Origin of the sequence: Singulisphaera acidiphila DSM 18658 (genome assembly GCF_000242455.2) — a bacterium.
Taxonomy (GTDB): domain Bacteria; phylum Planctomycetota; class Planctomycetia; order Isosphaerales; family Isosphaeraceae; genus Singulisphaera; species Singulisphaera acidiphila.
The window spans coordinates 3,204,343-3,225,104 of record NC_019892.1 but is presented as its reverse complement, the minus strand read 5'-3'; the positions used below and the strand labels follow the sequence as shown (position 1 = coordinate 3,225,104).

Annotated in this window: 19 protein-coding genes; 7 read left to right on the top strand and 12 right to left on the bottom strand. The window is 61.3% G+C overall.

Going from position 1 to position 20,762, the window contains the following annotated elements; all coding sequences use genetic code 11:
• Positions 1 to 2: 2 nt before the first annotated feature.
• The gene (locus SINAC_RS12775; protein WP_015246059.1) at positions 3 to 1,730 is read right to left on the bottom strand and encodes a hypothetical protein; all 1,728 of its coding nucleotides are present in this window, start codon (positions 1,728 to 1,730) and stop codon (positions 3 to 5) included.
• 403 nt (positions 1,731 to 2,133) lie between these two features.
• Between SINAC_RS12775 and SINAC_RS12770 the strand changes: the two genes are divergently transcribed.
• The gene (locus SINAC_RS12770; RefSeq protein ID WP_015246057.1) at positions 2,134 to 3,039 is read left to right on the top strand and encodes a PIG-L deacetylase family protein; all 906 of its coding nucleotides are present in this window, start codon (positions 2,134 to 2,136) and stop codon (positions 3,037 to 3,039) included.
• A gap of 175 nt (positions 3,040 to 3,214) precedes the next feature.
• Here the strand turns inward: SINAC_RS12770 and SINAC_RS12765 are convergent, their stop codons facing one another.
• The 4 genes from SINAC_RS12765 to SINAC_RS12750 form a co-directional block, all read right to left on the bottom strand.
• Positions 3,215 to 3,823 (bottom strand): hypothetical protein, encoded by a 609-nt coding sequence (locus tag SINAC_RS12765; protein ID WP_015246056.1) that lies wholly within the window; start codon positions 3,821 to 3,823, stop codon positions 3,215 to 3,217.
• A gap of 371 nt (positions 3,824 to 4,194) precedes the next feature.
• Entirely contained in the window at positions 4,195 to 4,959 is a 765-nt protein-coding gene (locus SINAC_RS12760; protein WP_015246055.1) for a BON domain-containing protein, read from the bottom strand.
• Positions 4,960 to 5,347: 388 nt separating this feature from the next.
• Positions 5,348 to 5,677, bottom strand: a complete 330-nt coding sequence (locus SINAC_RS12755) for a hypothetical protein (RefSeq protein WP_015246054.1) — start codon at positions 5,675 to 5,677, stop codon at positions 5,348 to 5,350.
• A 296-nt stretch (positions 5,678 to 5,973) separates the two neighbouring features.
• Positions 5,974 to 7,047, bottom strand: coding sequence for a hypothetical protein (locus SINAC_RS12750; RefSeq protein WP_015246053.1), 1,074 nt, complete (start codon positions 7,045 to 7,047; stop codon positions 5,974 to 5,976).
• Positions 7,048 to 7,420: 373 nt separating this feature from the next.
• Here SINAC_RS12750 and SINAC_RS12745 point away from each other — a divergent pair, with 373 nt between their 5' ends.
• Positions 7,421 to 7,825, top strand: a complete 405-nt coding sequence (locus SINAC_RS12745; protein WP_015246052.1) for a response regulator — start codon at positions 7,421 to 7,423, stop codon at positions 7,823 to 7,825.
• Positions 7,826 to 7,904: 79 nt separating this feature from the next.
• Here the strand turns inward: SINAC_RS12745 and SINAC_RS12740 are convergent, their stop codons facing one another.
• From SINAC_RS12740 to SINAC_RS12715, 6 genes are all read right to left on the bottom strand, one after another.
• Positions 7,905 to 8,486, bottom strand: a complete 582-nt coding sequence (locus tag SINAC_RS12740) for a Maf family protein (protein WP_015246051.1) — start codon at positions 8,484 to 8,486, stop codon at positions 7,905 to 7,907.
• A gap of 78 nt (positions 8,487 to 8,564) precedes the next feature.
• Entirely contained in the window at positions 8,565 to 8,900 is a 336-nt protein-coding gene (locus SINAC_RS12735) for a DUF2007 domain-containing protein (protein ID WP_237722541.1), read from the bottom strand.
• A 164-nt stretch (positions 8,901 to 9,064) separates the two neighbouring features.
• Complete coding sequence (locus tag SINAC_RS12730; protein WP_015246049.1) at positions 9,065 to 9,505, bottom strand: putative signal transducing protein; 441 nt, start codon at positions 9,503 to 9,505, stop codon at positions 9,065 to 9,067.
• A gap of 110 nt (positions 9,506 to 9,615) precedes the next feature.
• On the bottom strand, positions 9,616 to 10,509 hold the full coding sequence (hemQ, locus tag SINAC_RS12725) for a hydrogen peroxide-dependent heme synthase (RefSeq protein WP_015246048.1): 894 nt from the start codon (positions 10,507 to 10,509) through the stop codon (positions 9,616 to 9,618).
• Between the two features lie 249 nt (positions 10,510 to 10,758).
• Complete coding sequence (locus tag SINAC_RS12720) at positions 10,759 to 12,024, bottom strand: hybrid sensor histidine kinase/response regulator (protein WP_015246047.1); 1,266 nt, start codon at positions 12,022 to 12,024, stop codon at positions 10,759 to 10,761.
• A 250-nt stretch (positions 12,025 to 12,274) separates the two neighbouring features.
• The gene (locus SINAC_RS12715) at positions 12,275 to 14,044 is read right to left on the bottom strand and encodes a hypothetical protein (RefSeq protein WP_015246046.1); all 1,770 of its coding nucleotides are present in this window, start codon (positions 14,042 to 14,044) and stop codon (positions 12,275 to 12,277) included.
• A gap of 544 nt (positions 14,045 to 14,588) precedes the next feature.
• Here SINAC_RS12715 and cysK point away from each other — a divergent pair.
• From cysK to ligA, 5 genes are all read left to right on the top strand, one after another.
• Complete coding sequence (gene cysK / locus SINAC_RS12710) at positions 14,589 to 15,554, top strand: cysteine synthase A (protein ID WP_015246045.1); 966 nt, start codon at positions 14,589 to 14,591, stop codon at positions 15,552 to 15,554.
• 40 nt (positions 15,555 to 15,594) lie between these two features.
• Complete coding sequence (locus SINAC_RS12705; protein WP_015246044.1) at positions 15,595 to 16,014, top strand: Mov34/MPN/PAD-1 family protein; 420 nt, start codon at positions 15,595 to 15,597, stop codon at positions 16,012 to 16,014.
• A gap of 129 nt (positions 16,015 to 16,143) precedes the next feature.
• On the top strand, positions 16,144 to 16,599 hold the full coding sequence (ndk, locus tag SINAC_RS12700) for a nucleoside-diphosphate kinase (protein ID WP_015246043.1): 456 nt from the start codon (positions 16,144 to 16,146) through the stop codon (positions 16,597 to 16,599).
• Positions 16,600 to 16,635: 36 nt separating this feature from the next.
• Positions 16,636 to 16,938 carry a hypothetical protein gene (locus SINAC_RS12695; RefSeq protein WP_015246042.1) on the top strand — a complete coding sequence of 101 codons (303 nt, stop codon included), beginning with the start codon at positions 16,636 to 16,638 and terminating at the stop codon, positions 16,936 to 16,938.
• Between the two features lie 26 nt (positions 16,939 to 16,964).
• The gene (gene ligA, locus SINAC_RS12690) at positions 16,965 to 18,983 is read left to right on the top strand and encodes an NAD-dependent DNA ligase LigA (protein ID WP_015246041.1); all 2,019 of its coding nucleotides are present in this window, start codon (positions 16,965 to 16,967) and stop codon (positions 18,981 to 18,983) included.
• A gap of 3 nt (positions 18,984 to 18,986) precedes the next feature.
• Here the strand turns inward: ligA and ggt are convergent, their stop codons facing one another.
• A complete protein-coding gene (gene ggt, locus SINAC_RS12685) occupies positions 18,987 to 20,708 on the bottom strand; it encodes a gamma-glutamyltransferase (protein WP_015246040.1) in 1,722 nt (573 codons plus the stop codon).
• Positions 20,709 to 20,762 lie beyond the last annotated feature (54 nt).

The window sequence follows — 20,762 nt, the reverse complement described above, 5'->3', positions numbered from 1 at the left end:
TCTCACGGCTTCTCGGTTGCGGCCGGCACCGCTCGATCGTGGGGAAATTCGATGGCGATCTCAAGGATACCAAGATCGTCCAGATAGTTCGGATCGAGCTTAGTCCCATTCTGATCGATTCGGAGCGTGTTGTGCCCGGCATGGAGCAGGCCCTCGGGAATCGGCAGGAGAATGCGCTCGGGCGTCTCGTTCTTGGATGTGACGTGGCGGTTCAGGTAGTCGAAGGTGTGGTCGTTGATGGAGACCGTGGTTCTGATCTCACCGTTCTTGACCTCCCTGAAGAAGGGAAGTCCGGCGCTTTCGCCGGCCACTTGCACCACGTCGAGACTCAGAAAAGATGCCTGGGGAGGAATGTCGGCGAGTTCGATCGAGCGTTCCAGCGTACGTCCCTCCGGTTGGGGTGGATCGAGTGGGAGTGGGCTTGCGACGATCTCATTTCCGAGGTGGTGCGCGGTTGCGTCGACGACGATTCTTCGGCCGCGACCGAGAACCTCAAGCCGCCGCAATCGGTTGCGTGAGACCGTGAATCGCCCCGCGTAGGGAACTTCGAGCGTCAGACCGTCGGTGGTGAGACCGACCAAGGCGCCCTCGACCCGGTCTAGGTCGAGGGGGTCGTCCCCTGGTGCGGCTCGCCAATCGATGCGGAGCCAGGTTCCCTCGATTGGCTCCGCCTGTCCGGCGATCCGCCGGAACTGGAGCCCCGAGACTTCGCTCCAGGGAAGCTGAATCTCTTTGGGATCAACCTGCAGCTTGACCAGGCCTGCGTCGGCTTGCACGATCGTTCCAAAGATTTGGTCACCGCCGGAGAGGCGGATTTCGTCCTGGGTGGGATCAACTTCCAGACCTGTCCCTCCCTCGGAGAATCGAACCAGGCGGAGGTCATCGAAGTAGGTTTTGAGGCCGTTGGGCGCTGGTCCTCGGCTTGCGTTGCGACTGGCGAGCCGGATTTCGACGAGGGAGCCGCCCGGCCCTTTGCCGTGGGCCAGGTCATTGCCGTCGACGGCGATCTCGGTTTGCTCCGGGCCGAAGCGGATGCTCAAACGATGCCAGCCCGCTTTTCGGGCGAGCCGCTGTACTGCAAGCGCCGGGCCGCCGGGAGACTCGACCGAGAGGCTTTCTTCCGACCAGCCCAGGATGACGCGGACCGTTTCGGGGTCGGCCGGGCTTCGGAACAGGAGGTCGACGAAGCACTGCTGATCCGGCTCAATAGTCCCACTGTCGTGAAAAGCGAGCTCGAGACGTCCGGCCGCCACCGGTTCGTCCAGGCGGCGAGTAACGGAAGTTCCCCCTGCCGGAATGCGTAGGCTGTGTTCGCCGGCGACCCGCGGCTCGTTGGCGATTTCGGGGTCGCCAATCAAGGTCCAGCGCTTGCCGTTCAATGCCTCGAATCCGTCGTCGAAAATTTGCATCTCACCCCGGCGTTGCACGACCGAGCGGACCCCTGGTCGAGCGATCGTCACGCCCCCTCCGGCCGAGCTTTCGTCGAGGCGGACTTGCTTCCCGTCCACGAGCCCGAGCCGTCCCGAAATCCTCCGGCCGAGACCGAGGTCGACCCGGAACGGAGGAGAACCGGCGGTCGGATCGGGGCCTGATCCTTCAAAAGTGACCACGGCCCCTTTCTCGAGCGGTGTTGCGGCAGCATTGTTTCCTTCGCCTGCAAACCGAACGATCGGCGCGTCGTCGACCAGGATTTTTCCAGGGAGCCGCCGTCCATCGGGGTGTTGCAGCATCCCCGACCAATCTGGTCGAGGTGGAGGCTCAGCGGCGCGTGCCGGTCCCCCGCCCAAAGGTGCCAGGAGACCGATTAATGCGAGAGTTCCGAGCCGTGTACTCATCCTATCGATTCTACGGCCTTTTTTCCCTGTTCGGCAAGCATTTGACTGGCCGAACCGGACCCATTCCCGAGTCAACACAATTCTCTTGAGACAGGAGGAGGCGTCTCGACGTGGATAGGGCACTTAAACTCGTTGGTGATCGGCTCTCTTTCCGTTCGGTTTGCGATGGTTCAAACATCGGAGTCGAGCCGTGACATTCGGCTTTTCGTTCGACTCGCGAACCGGTGACGGATAGAAACGTCTGAGGCACACTCCCTATCTCGGGTCCACTCCCGCATTTCCGAAGGAGTTTTGATCGATGCGCCGATGGCTCCGCTTTGCGTTTCCCGCCCTGGTTGCGGCCACTTCTTGTGTCACGAATCTCTGGGCTGCCGAGAATGACCGGCCGCTTCGGATCATCGTGTTCGGCGCCCATCCCGATGATTGCGAGCTCGAGGCGGGGGGCGTTGCCGCTCGTTGGGCCAAGCTCGGTCACAAGGTCAAGTTCGTCAGCGCCACCAATGGCGATATTGGCCACCACGAGATGGCTGGTGCGATCCTGGCTCGCCGTCGCGCGGCCGAGGTCCAGGAGTGCGCTAAGATCCTTGGAATCACGTCTGAAGTTCTCGATATCCATGATGGCGAGCTGTTGCCGACGCTCGAGAACCGACGGACCTTCACCAGGAAGATCCGCGAGTGGCAGGCCGACGTCGTCATCTCCCACCGGCCCAACGACTATCATCCGGACCATCGCTACACGGGAGTCCTTGTCCAGGATGCCGCGTTCATGGTGATCGTCCCGAGCTTTTGCCCTGACGTGCCGGCTCTGAGGAAGAATCCGGTCTTCCTTTACACCGAGGATGATTTCAAGAAGCCGAATCCGTTCCAGCCCGACGTCGTTGTCCCGATCGATTCGACGCTTGATCAGAAAGTCCGCGCGATTGACGCCCTCGGATCCCAATTTTACGAATGGAACCCTTGGCTGTCCGGCTATCTCGATCAGGTTCCGTCCGGTAAAGCCGAACGGCTCGACTGGACCCGGAAACGGGCGATCCAGCGCTACGGTGCGCTCGCCGATCGCTTTCGCGATAAGTTGGTCAAGGAACTCGGCCCGGAAAAAGGCAAGGCGGTTAAAACGGCCGAGGCTTTCGAGGTGTGCGAATACGGAACCCAGCCCAACGAGGCTGAGCTGAAACGGCTCTTTCCGTTCTTCGAGGCGGAGTGACTTCGGGATCGAACCTTGAAATCCCGGCTGATCGCGATTCAAAGCGTCGTCTGGGAAAATCGGAAAAAGCCCCGGAACATCGGTGCCTGGTTGGGCGATCCGACATTCCGGGGCATTTGCGTTGAGCGATCAGCGAATCAGACCTGCTGTCTCGATCGCATCAGTCGGTCCGATATCAAGGAGGGGTCGTCGCGACGGGGGGACCACCGCAGCGGCGGAGGTGATCCTTGTCGATGTAGACGACCTCGACCCGATGGTCGACGTGATTGAACGGAATCGGGTAGTCGGACCAGTAAGCTTCGTCGAAGTAGACAGTGCACTTGTAGTGGCAGTGGACGAGCTGGCACGGTCCGGCGAGGGGATAGACCTTGCAGGGGTCGATCTTGTCGCCAATCTTCTCGATCAGGAACCGAACGTTGTTTCTCTGGGTCTCGTAGAACGGCGGCGATCCGTTCTTGAACTTGCTGACCTTGTTCCAGACTTCCTGTTCGCTGGGCGGATCGAGGCAAGTCGCCGGTGCGAATTCGCCCACGATCGGGTCGAGAATCGGGACGCGATCCGCTTCCTCGCGTTCCATATCTCGTTCGAGCCGTTGCTGTTGTGACGGCAGGATCGGCCATGCGAACGACCAGCCGGTCGGACGCAGGGGTGAAATGTTCCGGAATACGTAGGACAAGCCGCAACCGCTGTTGCACGTGGCAACAACCGCCAACAAGGCTCCCGTCAGAATCCCGCGAACCCAGCGCGGGGTAATCGGGCCCCGATGCCGCGCGAATTGGGTCATTGGATCTCCCCTCCATGGAACTTGCGCGAACGCGCCGGCGGGCCATCCTGCCCTACCGGCCTCGGCGCCGGGTTCGTTGAGTCGGCGCTGATGACCGATCGATTCGGCGTCGTGTCGAATCGACTGACCGGCCCATGTGGCTTAGTTATCGAACGAGGATAGCGCGATGTGTGAGGAATTTCCTTGCTGGGGCGCAAATTCCTCTTGCAATAGACTTCCTCGTATTAGCGGGGGCGTTTCTACAGTCTTTCTGTGTCGAAAACCGGGCGATTTTCCGTGGTCATCAAACGACCGAAGAGCCGGCAGGACGGAATCCTGCCGACTCTTCGGTGTTGTGGTGGACTTAGGATCGTTGCCGATCCTAGCCCAACTCAGTAAGCGAACAGGCCGAACGGGTACGGGGTGAAGAACGGCCGGGTGTAGTGCTTCTTGAAGTCGAGCCACCACAGGCCGTCATCCCAGCGGAGGGTGACCGCTCGCCAGTCGAGGGGCACTTCGGGATACGGGTGGGGCGGGCCGATGTTCGGCCAGGCCTGCCAGGGGTAGACGGTCGGGTAGCCGACCGCGGAGTAGTTGGGATAGGGAGCGTAGCTGGGCCACGCGTAGTTCGGCTGCCCCGGGACGGCTGCCTGGGTGGCACCCGGTGCTCCGGCTGGCCCTTCGGGAAGCGGTCCACCGTCATTGATGGGGCCGTTCGAGAAGCCACCGGCACCGGCGCCACCGGCACCGCCGTCATAGATGATCTCGCCGCCACCGGCACCAGCCACATTCCCGAAGCGGTTGTGACGCCCCCCCATCGCGACTTGCGGCTGGTACTGCACCGGCTGAACGCGGCTGTCGCCGGCCAACCTCAGTTGATCGCTCACTGCGACAACGCCCGGAACCCCTTGAACCCGAGCGACCGCTTCGGCTTTCTGGGCCGGGGTGGCAACCTTACCACTGAGGGTAACGATACCGTCGCGGGTCTCGATCTCAATGCGATATCCGGAAAGGGCCTGGCTCGCTCTGAGGGCCCCAGCGACTGCGTTAGCGGTCGTCTGGTTGGGACTCTGAGCCAACGCCTGTCCCTGGGTCGACGCGGCGACGCCGGCCAGGAGGCCGAGTGCCTTGGAAATCCGTTTCAGTCCAACCAACATGGGCTTGTCCTTCTCCCGCCAGTATCCGACTCGACCTCAAAAGCACACGACGCGCGGGTCACGTCGTTCGGGTTCGGGTCGGGAATTGGTCCGACGCTACTGCGTCTCGGAAGTGCCCTTTCCTTTGGCAACGAGATCCCAGCTTTGTGCCGGAAAATCCCCTTGATTCAGGAAGCGGGCCGATCATCGCAAAGGATGAACGGGGCGAGCTGAAGTGGTGTGTATTCAGGAGATGCCTTCGCGATTCCATCCGCCGTACTCCGAATCGTCGCGAAACTATGTCGCGCGGTTCGGGCCTGTCAAATCGCGAGGCAAAAAAAAACCGGGGCCGAGAGGCCCCGTTATAGGAACACATGAGTGGGATTGAGTTTACGAGTTTGCGAAAAGTTCAGCGAGCGAGATTCGCCTCCGGAGAGACCAGGCTTCGAGCCGGTCCGGTCGTATCAACCTGACCGCTTCCCATGGTCATTCCGATCAGCAGGATCGTCATCGATCCGCCGGCGAAGAGGGCGAAGTCGGAGTCGTGTCGACCACAAAAAGCACCGGCGAGGCCCAGACCAATCATGGCCACGACAAAGCCCACACGCCCCCGATTCGCCCAGCGAATCGACGAAGGGGGCAAGAGTCGACTGACGCAGAGCGCAATCACTCCGACAACCTGGAACAGGATCACTGAGAGTTCGAGCATCGCGCAGAGGCGAAGGCTGGACAAGGCCATACAGGCTCCTTCCTTGGGCACTGTCTGGAGATGTGATGTCCGTCGCTGCGGCAAGATGAAGAAATTTGAACGATCAGGAGGTAATGCAGGTTCAAAGCCAAACCTTGAGAAAACCGCAAAAAGGCGACTCTCGCGGCGAATCAAGAGGATAACTTGAGAAAAAAATAACCTCCGGCCCATTTTTTTGGGCCGGAGGTCGGCAAAAACTACAAAGTGTGGTCCGTCAAACTTACAGAGTGCGACGCAAAGCCGGGAGAATGGTACAAAATGAAAGAAAGGGAAAGTCCCCTCGAGCCTCAGCGACGACCTCGCATTCGGCCTCCGACGATGGGTTTCTCGACCTTGCCCACACCGCTGATGTCGGTGACCTTCCAGCCGTCTTTCTCATGCCGGGTCGTGATCGTTCGCCGGTAGGACTCGCCGTTCTTGCCGGCTTTGCCGAGGATCAGTGCGTACTTCCCCGTGCTTTTGGGCGTGTTGTTACCGACGACCTGATACCCCTCCAGCTTGTTGGCCAGGTCGTTCAGGTCATCCTCGGTAAGACTCTGTTCCAGAATCGAAGCGAAGAGCTTCTGATTCTTCGGGCCCGAAGCCTCGGTCGGGGCCCGTCGGGCCGTGGCCTCAGCCAGCCGTTCCGCATTCTTCGCCTTGAGCGCTTTCAGAAATGCGTCCACGGCGCTGGTTGGCGATCGGAAATTGGCGTGCCCGGTTGAACCACCTGGATCGGTCCCGTCGGCTCCTCCAGGGTAACCCGGAATGTCACTACCAGGCGCCCCCACGTTGGCGGCGGGATCTCCCGCCATGCCTGGAGGAATGGCAGCCGAAGCCGCGCCGGGAGGGCCTGAAGACGGAATTGGGCCGGGCATCATGCTACTGCGATTGGCCATGTCTCCAGGGTCGCCGGAGGCCGCGGAACCGTTCGCGGCTGTCGCCGGGGCCGGCTCTTCCGTGGGCAAGGGCTTGTTTCCCAGCGCGAGCAACTCCGCGGTTGCGGCCGCGTTCTTCGCTCGACTGGGATCGGCGGTGGTCGCGGGGGTTTCCGCCTCCGCAGTCGCAGGTGCGGCGGCTGCCGCCATTTCTTCAGTTGCACTCGCGGCGGCAGCGGGCTCGGGCGCCTGGGTGGCGACTGGTGCTGGGGCTTCGGCGGGCGCTGCTTCGGCGGGTGCCTCGGTTGCCGCTACGGCCGGAGTGGGGGCCGCTGGAGCAGGAGCTGCCGGAGCCGGTGCCGGAGCGGGAGCTGAAGAAGCTGGTTCAGCGGCGGCATTGGAGTCGGAATCGGGGTCGGGAATATCGCTTCCCCCGCAACCGACGATGGCAAAAGACAGGCTGGCCAGCCCAAGCACTGATCGCCAGGCGTTCCAACGGTTCATGGGTTGACGATCCTTTCCGAAAGAATGGCTGGGGATGGAGTGCGACAGGTTGGACCTTTGGCTATTGCTTTAGCCAATACCAGCCGGTCCATTTCAAAAAATCATTATGACGATGCTGGGCGACTTCGGTAAAGAGGGTGGATGGACGGAAGCATTGGGCGCCGTGAAGCAAAATGCGTCGGACGACTTGGTCTTAAGCCTGTCTTTGGCTTGTCACGCTTGTTTGCTGAAACAAACTGACTGATCGCTTCGGCCGGTCCAGAACCACCTTGGCCGTCATGGTTCCAAGTGCCGGCGGACTTGCTCCGCCCGGAACCGCAGTTTAAGATAAAATGAGTAATCTCGCGAGCATCATTGCGCTGGAGCCACAGTAATGCCGTCAGCCCAGAAGGTGATCCTTCTCGTCGACGACGATAATGAAATCGTCGAATCCATGCGCGCCGTCCTTGAGAGCAAGGGCTACCGGATCATGGTCGCGAGGGACGGCAATTCCGGACTCACGATCGCCGAGCGCGAAAGTCCTGACTTGATCGTCCTCGACATGATGATGCCCAAGAAGAGCGGCTTCCTCGTTCTTGAGAAGCTCAAGGGGCGATCGGGTGGTCTGATCCCGACCATCATGATCACCGGGAACGAAGGCAGCCGGCACCGGGCCTACGCCGAGATGCTGGGCGTTCGCGACTACATTCGCAAGCCGTTTGCGATGGAGAAGCTGGTCAAGTCGGTCGAGAAGATCCTCGACCCGCGTGCCAAAGGGGACGACCACGACGATCGCTGAGCCTTCCGCGATGGTGAGGATCTCGGGAACGCTTGTTATTCACCGTCGATCCACAGGGGACGTCCCCTCCGATCGGCGGTCAAGGGATCGGATAGCCCAGCGTTCGCAACAGGCTTGTCAGAGCGATGAGTGGCAGGCCCATGATCGACGTGTAATCTTGCGTCTCGACCCGATCGAAGAGCGAGATTCCACGCTCCTCTAGTTTGTAGCTCCCCGCACAATCAAGAGGATGGTCGGCCGCCACATAGCGTTCCAACTCAACACGCGACAACGATCGCATGTGCATTGTCGTGATGTCGGTGTGGACATAGGTTTGTCCCTGTGTCCACACCGCGAGTGCTGTAATCAATTGGTGCGATTTTCCTGCCATTGCCAAGAGCTGTTCGACCGCCCCCTCGGTCGTACCCGGCTTACCGTAGATCCGTCCTGCGAAACTGACGAGCTGATCGCTCCCGATCAACGTTGCGTTCGGCTCGGCCTCGCAGAGACTTCGGGCCTTGGCAAGGGCGAGATGTTCGGCCAACTCTTGAGGTTCCCAATCCCCCGCCTTCGCCGCCTCCTCGTCGACTCGAGGGGCGAGGCAACGAAACGGCAGTCCCAACCGCGCCAGAAGCGTTCGGCGGTACACCGATGTACTTGCGAGGACCAAGTCGTTCCCCATCAAAACCTCCGCTCTGAGTCGCACGGCCGGGCCGGCTCAACCTTGCGATGTGACCGAACTTGCCGAGGGCATCATCGTTTAATGGCGATCGGGTTCGCCATGCTCGGTCTTATACTGGAGGTCATAGGCTTCGAGCCAGGTTTTGGCGCGAGAGAGGTCGACCGCGCGAACCCAAACGCGAGGGGCGTCGCGCAAGATACCCAGCGCATCGTGCATGTCGTGGGTGTCGGCGACGGCCGGCATCCCTTCCTCGCTCAACTTGTCGGCGAGGAACGTCGCTTGCATCAGGTCGCTCGCCCAGTAGGCTTCCACCAAGTTCTCGAGCGGAGGAGCGGCTTCGGGAATGGGATCGTTGCCTGGCGGCATGTCGCTGTCGAGCGGGGAGAGGGCTGGCTGAGCCGAATCGGCGGACACGAAGGTTGGGTCCTCAACGCCATCACGGCCGGTCCCACAGGACCAGCAGACCTCGAACGAGGGATCAACCTTCGTCGCGCATTTCGTACAGGTCCACATGTCGCGGTTACCTCAACGCATTGCCGTGGAATCGATCGTCCGGACGCTCGGAAAAGAGCGGAGGCTCAGAGGTTTTCGACGCCCGCGAGGCGTGCCTTCTTTCGGAGCTCAAATTCGTCGACCAGGCCGCGTGCCCGAGCATAGTCCTCGGCACGAACTTCGATACGAGGCGAAAAGAGGGGCAGCATGTATTCCGTGTTTCCCATGTGCGTTCCATTGGCGAGGGCCATGATCCCGATCTCAGCCAGGCGGTCCATGAGGAATTTGGCCTCCGCCGAGTCGCGTGCCCGATAGCACTCGACGAGTTCGAGTGGGGGCTCGGGTAGCTCGGGTTCAACAGACGATTCCTTAGATTTCCTCAAATTATCAGACGGGTCCTTGATCGGAGACGCGTTGTCGGCCGTGACGAACGTGGGGTCTTCCACGCCGTCGACAGTCGTGCCGCACGACCAGCAGATCTCGAACGATGGCTCCACGCTGGTGCTGCATTTCGGGCAGATCCACATAATGACCTCCTTAAAGGAGCATTCCTTGCTGAGAACGCACGACCGCCTGGACCGTGAATGATCCTTTGAGCGGTCGCGCGATCGCTCCTTCACCTAACGTTATCGTCCTCTCACAGGCGGAGCGTGTCCAGGAGTTCGGACGCCGACAGGATGTATCCGAAATAGAAATCGCCGAAGAGTGCGTATTTGGCTGAGCTCACGTCGAACCGCATCGTGTAAACGATCTCCTTCAAGTACGACGGGTTCTTCGCCCAGAGCGTCACTCCCCACTCCCAGTCGTCGAGTCCCGTGGAGGCCGTGATGAGCTGCGACACTCTCCCGGCGAATTTCATGCCGCTTCGGCCATGATGGCTCATCAATTCCGAGCGTTCCTCGAACGGGAGCAAATACCAGTTCTGATCGCCCTGGCGCATCTTGCTCATCGGATAGAAGCAGACGCAGGGCCAGTCGGGGAAGTCGGGATAGAGCCGCTGCTGGTTCATCGTCCCCAGTCGCGCGGCGTAGGCGTCGACCTTTGTCTTGTACGCAGAGCTCTCGGGGTCGACCCCTTCGCGATCGCGGAGGATTCGGCCGTAGGCTTCGGCATCCGGCACGTACTCCGAGACTTCGGTAATCGAGTAGAACGAGTAGGCGGGCACCAGTGCTGGCCCGAGGGGGGAAGCCTGGATCGCGATCTGGATCGCGTGAACGGCCTTCAGGTCCGTCCCGGCGATCATGACCCCGAAGTCGGCCTTGTGGCCTGGGACCGCGAAGCACTGCAACTGGTTGGGAGCGCCCGGAGCGGCCGGGTCGAGCACCTTCTTCAAAGCCTCGACCCCCTCGCGCCTCGCCTCGGCCGAGAGACCCGCCAGCGCACCCCGATCCACCTTGTAGAACAGATGGAGGAAATGCCAGCCCTCTTGAGGAACCAAGGTCGCCGGGACCTGCGTGGCGGCTGCCGGTCGATGGCCATGTTGCGTCGGATGTGTGGTCGGCTGCGAAGTCGGTTCGGCGCCTTGCGACATGGCGGTTGCTCCCTAGCGGCTTGAGTGTCTTTGAGAACGCGCGACTCCCCGAGGGCATGAGGTCGGTGCGAGTGGAGTGGAATGAGGCCCACTCCACCTCCCCTCCCCTTTGTTCGTCCCCTTTTGAATGGGGAAACGGGCTTCTCGGGTATTGGCCGCGTCCTCGTGAAATCGTGATCGAGGTTGCGTCGAAGACCCCATTCTACGCGGGGCCGAGCGGTGGGCCAAGGCGGCCGGAGCGAGGCTCTGCTACGGAAGGTCAGCGCATCGGATCGGAAAAATCAAGGTGAAGGTGGTTCCCTGAGCCGGATCCGTTTGCAGTTCGATTCGTCCTTGATGCTCTTTCACGATATTGGCGGTAATCCAGAGTCCAAGGCCCGTTCCCAGACCTTGCGGTTTTGTCGTGAAGAAGGGGTCGAAAATCTTGTCTTGAATCGACTCGGGGATCCCGGGGCCATTGTCCGAGAGAGAAAGATAGACCTCCTGCTTCTCGGGGCTCGACCAGCTTCGCACGGTGATCGTCGCGCCTGGGTCGACGGCCTGGATGGCATTCATGATGATGTTGAGCAAGACCTGGTTGATCTTGCCCGCGAAGCAAGAAATCAGCGGGAGTTCACCCAGATCGACCACGAGGTTGATTCCCTTGTGGCGAATTTGATAACGAACCATCTCGAGCGTTGTCCGGATGGCATCGTTGGGGCTGATCAACTTTCGGTCGTTCGCGTCGATCCGGGAGAAGTCGCGCAGCCCGACCACGATCTCGCGAACCCGCTGAAGTCCTTGCTTGGTGCTTGCGATGAGCCGGTCGAGATTCTCCAAGGTGTACTCGAGGTCGATCCTCGCTTCCGCCAGTCGGATCGCTTCGGGAACGGAGCCGCCGAGGGCGTTCCGGTACTCCGTCATGAGCGCGACGATCCCATGGACATCGCGGTCGAGCACGGCGACGTTGTTGGAGACATACGCCAACGGGTTGTTGATCTCGTGAGCAATCCCTGCGACGAGTTGGCCGAGACTGGCCATCTTCTCGCTCTGGACGAGGTGGGTCTGCGCATCCCGGAGCTGCCGCAGGGCCAAGTCATACTCCTCCTGCTGGCGTCGAAGCTCTTGTTCGGCCGCCCGACGAGCGTGGTCGAGCCGGTTTCTCTCGAGGACCCCGCGGACCGTGGCGGCTACGCGACGTGTGGGCAACTCGTCCTTGGTCAGATAGTCGTTCGCTCCGCGTTCGAGCCAATCGACGGCAAGGCTCTCGCAATCGCCATCGATCACGACCACGACGGGTAGTTCGAGACAAAGCTCGGAGCGAATCCAAGTGAGCATTCGCTCGCTGCTCAACTCCGGCAGTTGAAGGCCGAGGATGATCAAGTCGAACGGCTCGCGTACCAGCCTCGCAAATTTGGCCTCATCCGAATCGGCGAATTCGACTTTGAAGCCTGGAAGCGCACGCTGGTAAAGCAACCGATCTGGTTGATTGTCATCAATGATCAATATTCGCGAGCGGGACGTCTCGGATTCCATCGTTCGCCGTCTCATTCCAACGAAAACGAGGCCGGGCTGCGAAAAAGACCGAAGATTGGAAACGGGCCGGCCACCTGAGATCCTCAACCAAGTCAAGGATTAGGGATCGCCACACGTGTCCTATGCAGTCCTCCTTCTCAAGCCTATCGTGCCGGGCACCAGACCGCAAACTTCGGGGCGCGCCTCAAGCCAATCGTGAGACGAAGCAATGGGGGAAGTGCCGAGATGGAAAGATTGTGTCGTCGAATGCTTATGTGTTGGATGAGGCCAATCTGGCGGGATGGCCAGGCGATTCGACTTCACGTTGATCGGCCTCAGTCCTGATGGGCCGTCCCACCCATTCCTCGAACCGGTCGAGGGTTCGCCGGGTCAAAACCCAGGCGAACGCGCCAGTCAGGATCGGGATCGTCCAGATGGTCAGCACAAGGCCCCATCGCAGCCGAACATCCCACGAGGCGAATACCGCCAACTCAGGGGGTGAGGCGAGCGCTGCTCCGAGCAGCGCGACGTGGGCGACGAGTAAGATCAAGGCGATGATAACGGATCGACTCGATGCGACGTTGGTTGGACCGGGCCGGATGCTCGAGTAAAATGCCAGAGCAAGTAAGGCCCATGTGACCAAAAAGAGGTCGGCTGCTGCTAACAAGACCCCGAGCGGCACCACAACGCCGCAGGTGAGCCCAAGTGCCCAGATGACCAGGAGCGGCCACACCGGCCGAAGAGCCGCTTTAACGACCCGTGTTTTGGACCAGAGGATTTCCCTGCCATCCAGCGGTGTCGTCAGGAGCGTGTCCCACGTCTTCTTGTCCCGTTCGCTCTTGATCCGTGTGCCGACCAGGGATGTCTGGATCAGTGCAGGGAGTAAGGCGATGAAGCCTGTTGCCGCTCGCACCAGGAAATTAAAATGCGTGCGATCGACAAACGGCCCCTCCATGCCGTATTGCCTGAGCTCTTTGAACGCGGCAACTCCGTAGTACATCGTCGCGACCGTAAGCCCGATCGGAATCGCCAGAGCGAGTAGTGTCACCAAAAGTATTAAGACATTGATGAGAATGGCTTTAATGATAATTAATACGTAGCGTAATCGGATGACAATGAGTGGCTCACTGCCCTGACGCAGCGGGAGTTCATGCTCCCGCCAGTAGATTGGATCGTCATTGCAGGGTGGTCGATAGCCTTGGGTTGGGTCGATCCAGTTGGGATTCGTCTCGCGTGCCTTGAGTCGGCTCACAGTGAAACCGAGCGCCAGCAGGCCAAAAAGTGCCTGAAGGCCAATCATTAGTGCGACTCTCGCTTGAAGATTGACGGAGCCAGGCCGGAGGTACCAAGAGGGATCGGTGACGAGCGAAAGCGGGCTCGAAGGTGCGATCAGGGCGCAAAGCGTCTTGAACTCGGCCAGCAGAGTGCCCCAGAGATTTGTGGTCCGGATCGGCATGATCGAGAGGATCGGCGGTAAGATCAGCCAGCCAAGGCACCAGAACGTCGCTTGGGTGGGGGCGGAGGCCGCCGGCTCTCTGACTGTGGATGCCAGAATCGCCAGTGTTGCCATCAAGGCCGAACTGGAGAGCAAGACCAGCAGGGCGAGGCTCAGTTGAACTTCGAGTCCCGTCACCCAGGCCGACGCCGCCAGCACAGGCAACCCGGTAAGAATCAGGCTCAATGTCGGCAGCCACCGGGCGGTCGTTTTCGTGAGAACGATCTCGATTCGTGTCAATCGCGAAAGGAGGAGTAGGGGGAGCGTGTCCCTTGCTCGCTCCTCGGCAATGGAGCCTGCTACAAAGGCCGGGACGAAAAACGCCATAAACAGCAGCTCAGTGCCGAAGGTGGTGATGAACACGGAACGGCCGAATAAGAGGACCTCGTCAGGACCGCTCTGCCCCGAGTGGGCCGTGAAGACAAACAGGCCGATCAGCGCCGTTACGAGGCCGAGCACGCCTGCAATGACCGTGCGAAAGACGAACGGCCGACGTTTCCGCGTCGCGGCCTGGTATTCGTAATGAAACATGGGGCTGGAGAACATGCGCGGTGAGGCCTTTGGGTTCGGGCGGTGAGAACGCCTGACGCCTTTTTACGAGAGCACTGGGTGGCGAGGGGCAAGGGGATCTGTGGGGTTCCGAGGCTCGGGTTCGTTGGGACGTCTCGCCTGCCTTGCTGGACCTTAGCGTTGGCGAAACGGTGTCCCAGGCGGTTACCCTCCGAGGTCATCAATAGATGTAGTCGATCGGTGCGCGCGATTCCAGCACATTCAAGGGAGAAGGGAGCGCGAATCGGGCCGTGGAATGCCGAGGCCTGATGGCCTGTTTCACCCGCTTTTGCGACGCTCAACGTCTCGAGCTCAGGCATTTCTTCGTTGCTACGGCCAATCGGAAGTACTTGCCCTACCCTTAAGATCGCCTTGTTCCTCGTCACCTTGTGTAATACGATGCCGAAACCGCCGTCTGTGCGAGTTGGCTCGAATCGGAAATCGAGACCCCGGGACGGTTTAACATTGGCAAGGGATGAGAGTCCGTGCCGCGACTTGGTGGCGACGGACTCTGGGGAATCCTTGCCCGGGAGAAGATGACATGGCGAGCGCCGAGCGAACTCGAGGCCGGATCTACGACGATATCACCCAGACGATCGGCAATACTCCGCTGATCCGCCTCAGACGCGTTACGGAAGGCTGTCATGCTCAGGTTGTCGGTAAACTTGAAAACTTCAATCCGCTTTGGTCGGTGAAAGACCGCATCGGGGCGGCGATGCTTGACGCTGCAGAGGCTGAGGGGAAGCTCACGAAGGACACGCTGATCATCGAGGCCACCAGCGGCAACACCGGCATCGCGCTTGCCTTCGCGTGCGCCGCGCGAGGCTATCGACTCATGGTGACGATGCCCGAGAGCATGAGTCTGGAGCGTCGCCGTTTGCTCAAGGCGTTCGGGGCCGAAATCGTCTTGACCCCCGCCGCTGAGGGCATGCCGGGAGCGGTCCGGAAGGCGGAAGAGATCGTCAAGAACACCCCGAATTCGTACATGCCGCAACAATTCAAGAATCCGGCGAACCCCGAAATTCACCGTAAGACGACGGCCGAGGAGATCTGGCGCGATACCGACGGCGCGGTCGACTTTTTCGTCAGCGCTGTCGGCACCGGTGGCACGATCACCGGGGTTGGCGAAGTCTTGAAGAGCCGGAAACCGGGCGTCAAGATCATCGCCGTCGAACCGGTGAACTCGCCGATCCTGACCCAGCACCGGAAGCACGAGCCGCTCAAGCCGGGGCCTCACAAGATCCAAGGGATTGGCGCCGGTTTCATTCCCGATGTCCTCAACACCGAGGTCATCGACGAGGTCGCCCTGGTGCGCGACGAAGAGGCGTTTGAGATGGCCCGCCGACTGGCGAGCGAAGAGGGAATGCTCTGCGGGATCTCCTGCGGCGCGGCGGTTGCCGGGGCGATCCAGATCGCCAAGCGCCCCGAGAACGCCGGAAAGCTGATCGTCGTCCTGCTCCCCGACCTCGGCGAGCGCTATCTGTCGACGCCCCTTTTCCCGGAATGATTTGAGCGGACTGAAACGCACGTTTTTCCCACGAGATACCATGAGCGACTCGCCCCGCATTCTCACGCTTCCGCGCGCGATCCACGACGCGATGGTCGATCATTGCGTCCGCGAGGCCCCGTTGGAGTGCTGCGGAATTCTGGGCGGGTTCCCCCCCCTGGTCTCTTCGTTCCATCCGCTTCGCAATGTCTCGGCCAGCGAGACCCGCTACGACGCCGATCCCCGCGACCTGATCGACGCGGTCAACTCGCTCCGCGCTCGAGGAGCCGAGATCCTCGCCATCTATCACTCCCATCCCCGCTGGGCCGCCATTCCGAGCCAGACCGACCTTCGCGAGAACTATTACGGGGAAGTACCCCGAATCATCGTCTCTCTGCTCAACTCCGAGCCCGAGGTCCGGATCTGGCGGCTCGATCCGCACACGTTCGAGGAACTTCCATGGCGGATTGCCGAGGAATGAATGAGCCCGACGCGTTGCCGTTGAACCGGTTGACCTGAGCCGCTACACTACCCCTCTTGTTTCCTGAGGCCGAGACCGGCCAAGGGCTTCGGTCAACACTGACCCGACTTTGCGGGGTTCGACTCTCACATGCAGCGCACCTTGATCATCTTCAAGCCCGACACGGTTCAGCGACGGCTCGTCGGTCAGATTCTCCAGCGGTTCGAGAGCAAAGGGTTGCGGATCGCCGCCCTGAAACTGTTGCAGGTCGATCGCCCGCTGGGCGAGAAGCACTATGCCGAGCATCAAGGGAAGCCGTTCTTCGAGGGCCTGATCGACTTCATCACCGGTGGCCCGGTCGTCGTCGGCGTGCTCGAAGGGAACGAGGCGATCACCGTGGTTCGGAGCATGCTGGGCGCGACCAATGGCGCTGCCGCTGCACCGGGCACCGTTCGGGGCGACTTCTCGATCAGCAAGCAGAATAACCTGATTCACGGCAGCGATAGCCCGGAATCGGCTCTGCGCGAAATCGCTCTCTGGTTCCGTCCCGAGGAAGTGGTCGACTACACGATCGACGGCAGCCAGTGGGTCTTCGGAGGGGCCTGACGTCCCTTTCTCTTCGGTTGGCTGGAGCGCAACAACATGGCGGACCGCCCACGGAAGCCGTTGTTCCCGAACCCGTTCTACGTCGTTCTGCTGGTCACGAGCACGCTCTTTGTGCTGACGGCCTTGGCGTACGTCGTGAGCCCCTACGTCGGGGCCAATCCGAACGGAGTTCGGCAGGCCGCTAAGCCCGGGCAGGCGTCCCTGGCATTGGCGGCCTGGCTCGATCGCCATGGTCCGCTGGCGCTGGGGGTCGAATTCGTCTTGATGCTCGTGTTCGGGCTCCTCGCGATGGCGACCGATCAGTGGTTCCCCTCAAAGGCCCCGCGCACTGGTCCTTGATTCCCCGGGGCAAGGAGATCAAATCAATGGCGTCTCGGGAGATCGAACGCGAAGTGGCGAAGCTCCGCGAGGAGATCGAGGGCCACAACCGTCGCTATTACCAAGACGCCGCGCCCACCATCAGCGATCGAGAATTCGACCGCTTGATGAAGCGGCTCGAGGAACTCGAGGCCGAGGCGCCTGAGCTGCTCACCCCCGAGAGCCCCACTCAACGCGTCGGCGGAGCACCGTTGGCGTCGTTCCAGACGGTAACTCACTCCGTCCCGATGCTCTCGATCGAGAACACGTACAATTATGATGAGGTCCGCGAATGGGATGCGCGGATCCGCAAAGCTTTGAATCCGGGCGAGCCCGTCCGCTTCGCCGTCGAGCTCAAAGTCGACGGTGTTGCCGTCTCCCTGCGCTATGAGCAAGGCCGTTTCGTTCTGGGGGCAACCCGGGGCGACGGCGAACGGGGCGACGACGTGACGGCCAATCTGCGGACGGTGCGCGACATCCCGCTCGCCCTCCACGACGCCCCCCCTCCCCTGCTCGAGGTCCGGGGCGAGGTCTACATGACCAACTCCGAGCTTGTCCGGCTCAACGAGCTTCGAGTCGCCCGAGAGGAGGCACCGTTTGCCAACCCGCGCAACTCCACCGCCGGCTCGCTGAAACTGCTCGACCCCAAGCTTTGCGGCCAACGCCGGCTGAAATTCATCTCTCATGGTCTCGGCGAGTTCGAGGGGATCGAAGTCTCCTCCTATGCTGAGATGCAGAACCTGCTGCGCTTGTGGGGCATACCCGTGAGTCCGCACAATGAGACTTTCGAGACGATTGACCAGGTGATCGCTCACGCTGAGCACTGGTCGAGCCAGCGGAACACCCTCGACTTCCAGACCGACGGTCTGGTCATCAAGGTGGACGACCTCGGGCAGCGAGCGCGGTTGGGGACGCGGAGTAAGAGCCCAAGGTGGGTCATCGCCTTCAAGTATGAAGCCGAGCAGGCGGTGACCAAGATCGTTGGGATTACCGTTCAGGTGGGCAAGACCGGAAAGCTGACTCCGGTGGCCGACCTGACTCCGGTGGCTCTCGCCGGCACGACCGTGAAGCGGGCGAGCCTCCACAACGCCGACGAGATCCTCCGCAAGGACGTCCGGGTTGGCGATACGGTCGTGATCCAGAAGGCGGGAGAGATCATCCCCCAGGTGGTTCGCGTTGAGACGGAAGCACGCGATGGCAGCGAGATTCCGTTTGTCTTTCCCACCCGCTGCCCAAGCTGCGAAGGCCCCGTCGAGCGGAGCGAAGGCGAGGTGGACTTCCACTGCGCGAATCCCCCCTCACGTTGTCCTGACCAACTCAAGGAGTGGATTCGCTGGTTCGCTCATCGTGACGCGATGGATATCGAAGGGCTAGGGAGCAAGCTCATCGAGCAGCTTGTCGACCGTGGCCTCGTCCAAGACTTGGCCGGCCTCTACCGACTCGATGAAGCCACCCTGGCCGGTCTCGAGCGGATGGGAAAGAAGTCGGCTCAGAACCTCGTCGCCGCTTTGGAGGAGAGTAAGCGCCGGCCATTGAATCGGTTTCTGACCGGCCTGACGATTCGGCATGTGGGAACGCGGAGCGCAGAGATCCTGGCGCAGAGGTTCTCGACTCTCGAAGCCGTTCGTACGGCTCCCCTGGCCGATCTCGAGTCGGTCCCCGAGATTGGACCCGTGGTCGCGGCGAGTGTCTTCGAGTTCTTCCAAGACCCGGAGAACCAACGCTTGCTCGATGCCTTGCCGTCGGTCGGTGTCCAGCCGGAAGCCGTTGTGTATACGCCTGCGAGCCGCGCAGGGCTTCCCCTGGCGGGGAAAACGTTCGTGATCACGGGGACTTTGCCGAACCGAACTCGGCCCGAGGCCGAGTCGTTGATCAAGAACCAGGGCGGCAAGGTCACCGGCTCGGTTTCCAAGTCGACCAGCTACGTGGTTGCCGGGGCCGAGCCTGGGAGCAAGATCGAGAAAGCCCGCCTACTGAATATCCCCGTGATCGACGAGTCTGAGCTCGAGCGTCTTGCGGGCGGTTAAAAATCAGTATCCGCTTGCACAACCGTCCTTCCGAGGATCGGAGCCGCCGATGAGCACCCCGCGTGTGACATCAATGCGAATGGCCTGGTAGCCGCCAAATCCGCCGCGTGAGTCGACGATTTTGTGGCCCTTCGCCTCGAGTGCACGGCGGACCTCCGGGCCGATTTCTGACTCGAGCGCGACCGTTCCGCCCTCCTTGGCGGGCGTGCCAGTTGGGTCTGACGAACCGGCATGGCGGAATCGTGCGGCGTCGCCGGCGTCCTGGACGTCCATTCCATGGTCGATCATATTGGATAGGACCTGCGCATGGCCCTGGGCCTGCATGTCGCCCCCCATCACGCCGAAACTGAGCCAGGGCTGACCTTGCTTCGTGACGAAGCCGGGGATGATCGTGTGGAACGGTCGCTTGTGAGGGGCGAGCCGGTTGGCGTGATTGGGGTCGAGGGCGAAGAGGCAGCCTCGGTTCTGAAGCGGAAAGCCCAAGGTTCCAGGCACGTGCTGTGAGCCAAAGCCGTTGAAGTTGCTCTGGATCAGGCTGACGGCGTTGAAGTCCTTGTCGACGACCGTCATATAAATGGTGTCGGCCCCGGCCGGCTCGCCCGGAATGGGCCGGTCGTTGGCTCGGTCGCGGTGGATGAGCGGGGCTCGTGTCGCTGCATATTCCTTGGAAATGAGAGCGGCGACCGGCACCTTCGAGAATTCGGGGTCGGCATAGAACTTCGCCCGATCTTCGTACGCCAGCTTTTTGGCTTCAATCATGAGGTGGAGGGATTCGGCGGAATTCGCGCCCAGGGATTTGAGGTCGTAGGGTTCGAGCAGGTTGAGCATCTGGAGCGCGGCGATCCCTTGGCCGTTGGGAGGCAGCTCCCAGACCTCGTAGCCGCGATAATTTGTCGAGACCGGTTGGATCCATGTACTTGTGTGGTCGTCAAAATCCTTGCGGGCGAACAGCCCGTCCACCTGATTCGAATAGGCGAGGATGGCGTCGGCAATGGGCCCTCGGTAGAAGGCGTCGCGACCGTCGCTCGCGATGGCGCGGAGCGACGCTGCGAGATTCGGATTGCGGAAGATGTCGCCATTTTCCGGGGCTTTGCCGCCCGGTAGGAAGGTGGCTGCGGTGGTGGGGACTTTGGCCAGCGAACGAGCCGAGGACTGCCAGTCGTCCGCGATGATCTCGCTGACGGGGAAACCGTCCTCGGCGTAGTGAATCGCGGGGGCGAGGAGCGCAGGCCAATCCTTCGAGCCGAACCGGCGGCGAAGTTGGTCCCAGCCGTCGACGCACCCGGGAACCGACCAACTCAAGGGGCCCTGAGCGGGAATCTCCCGCAAGCCTTTTGACGCGTAGAAATCCAGGGTTGCGGCATAAGGGGCGCGGCCGCTGGCATTGAGGCCGTACAGAGTCTTCGTTTTTGCATCCCAGACGATTGCGAACAGGTCGCCCCCAAGACCGCACGACATCGGCTCGACCACCCCGAGCACCGCATTGGCGGCGATCGCCGCGTCGATGGCGTTCCCCCCCTCTTGAAGCACCCGAATCGCCGCAGCAGTGGCCAGCGGTTGGCTGGTTGCCGCCATACCGTGGCGAGCCACGACGGCCGAACGCGTCTTCTGCACGGGGCCGCTTGGGCGATCGTGGGCCTGCACCAGGCTCGCTCCGGATGAGAGGCAGAGAATCGTCGATGCCAAGATCCTGCGAAGACCGGGGCGACTCGCTTGCTGGGGCATGTTGATGAGACTCCGGGGCGTTGCGAGTGAGGGACGGCGGGAACGAATCCCAAC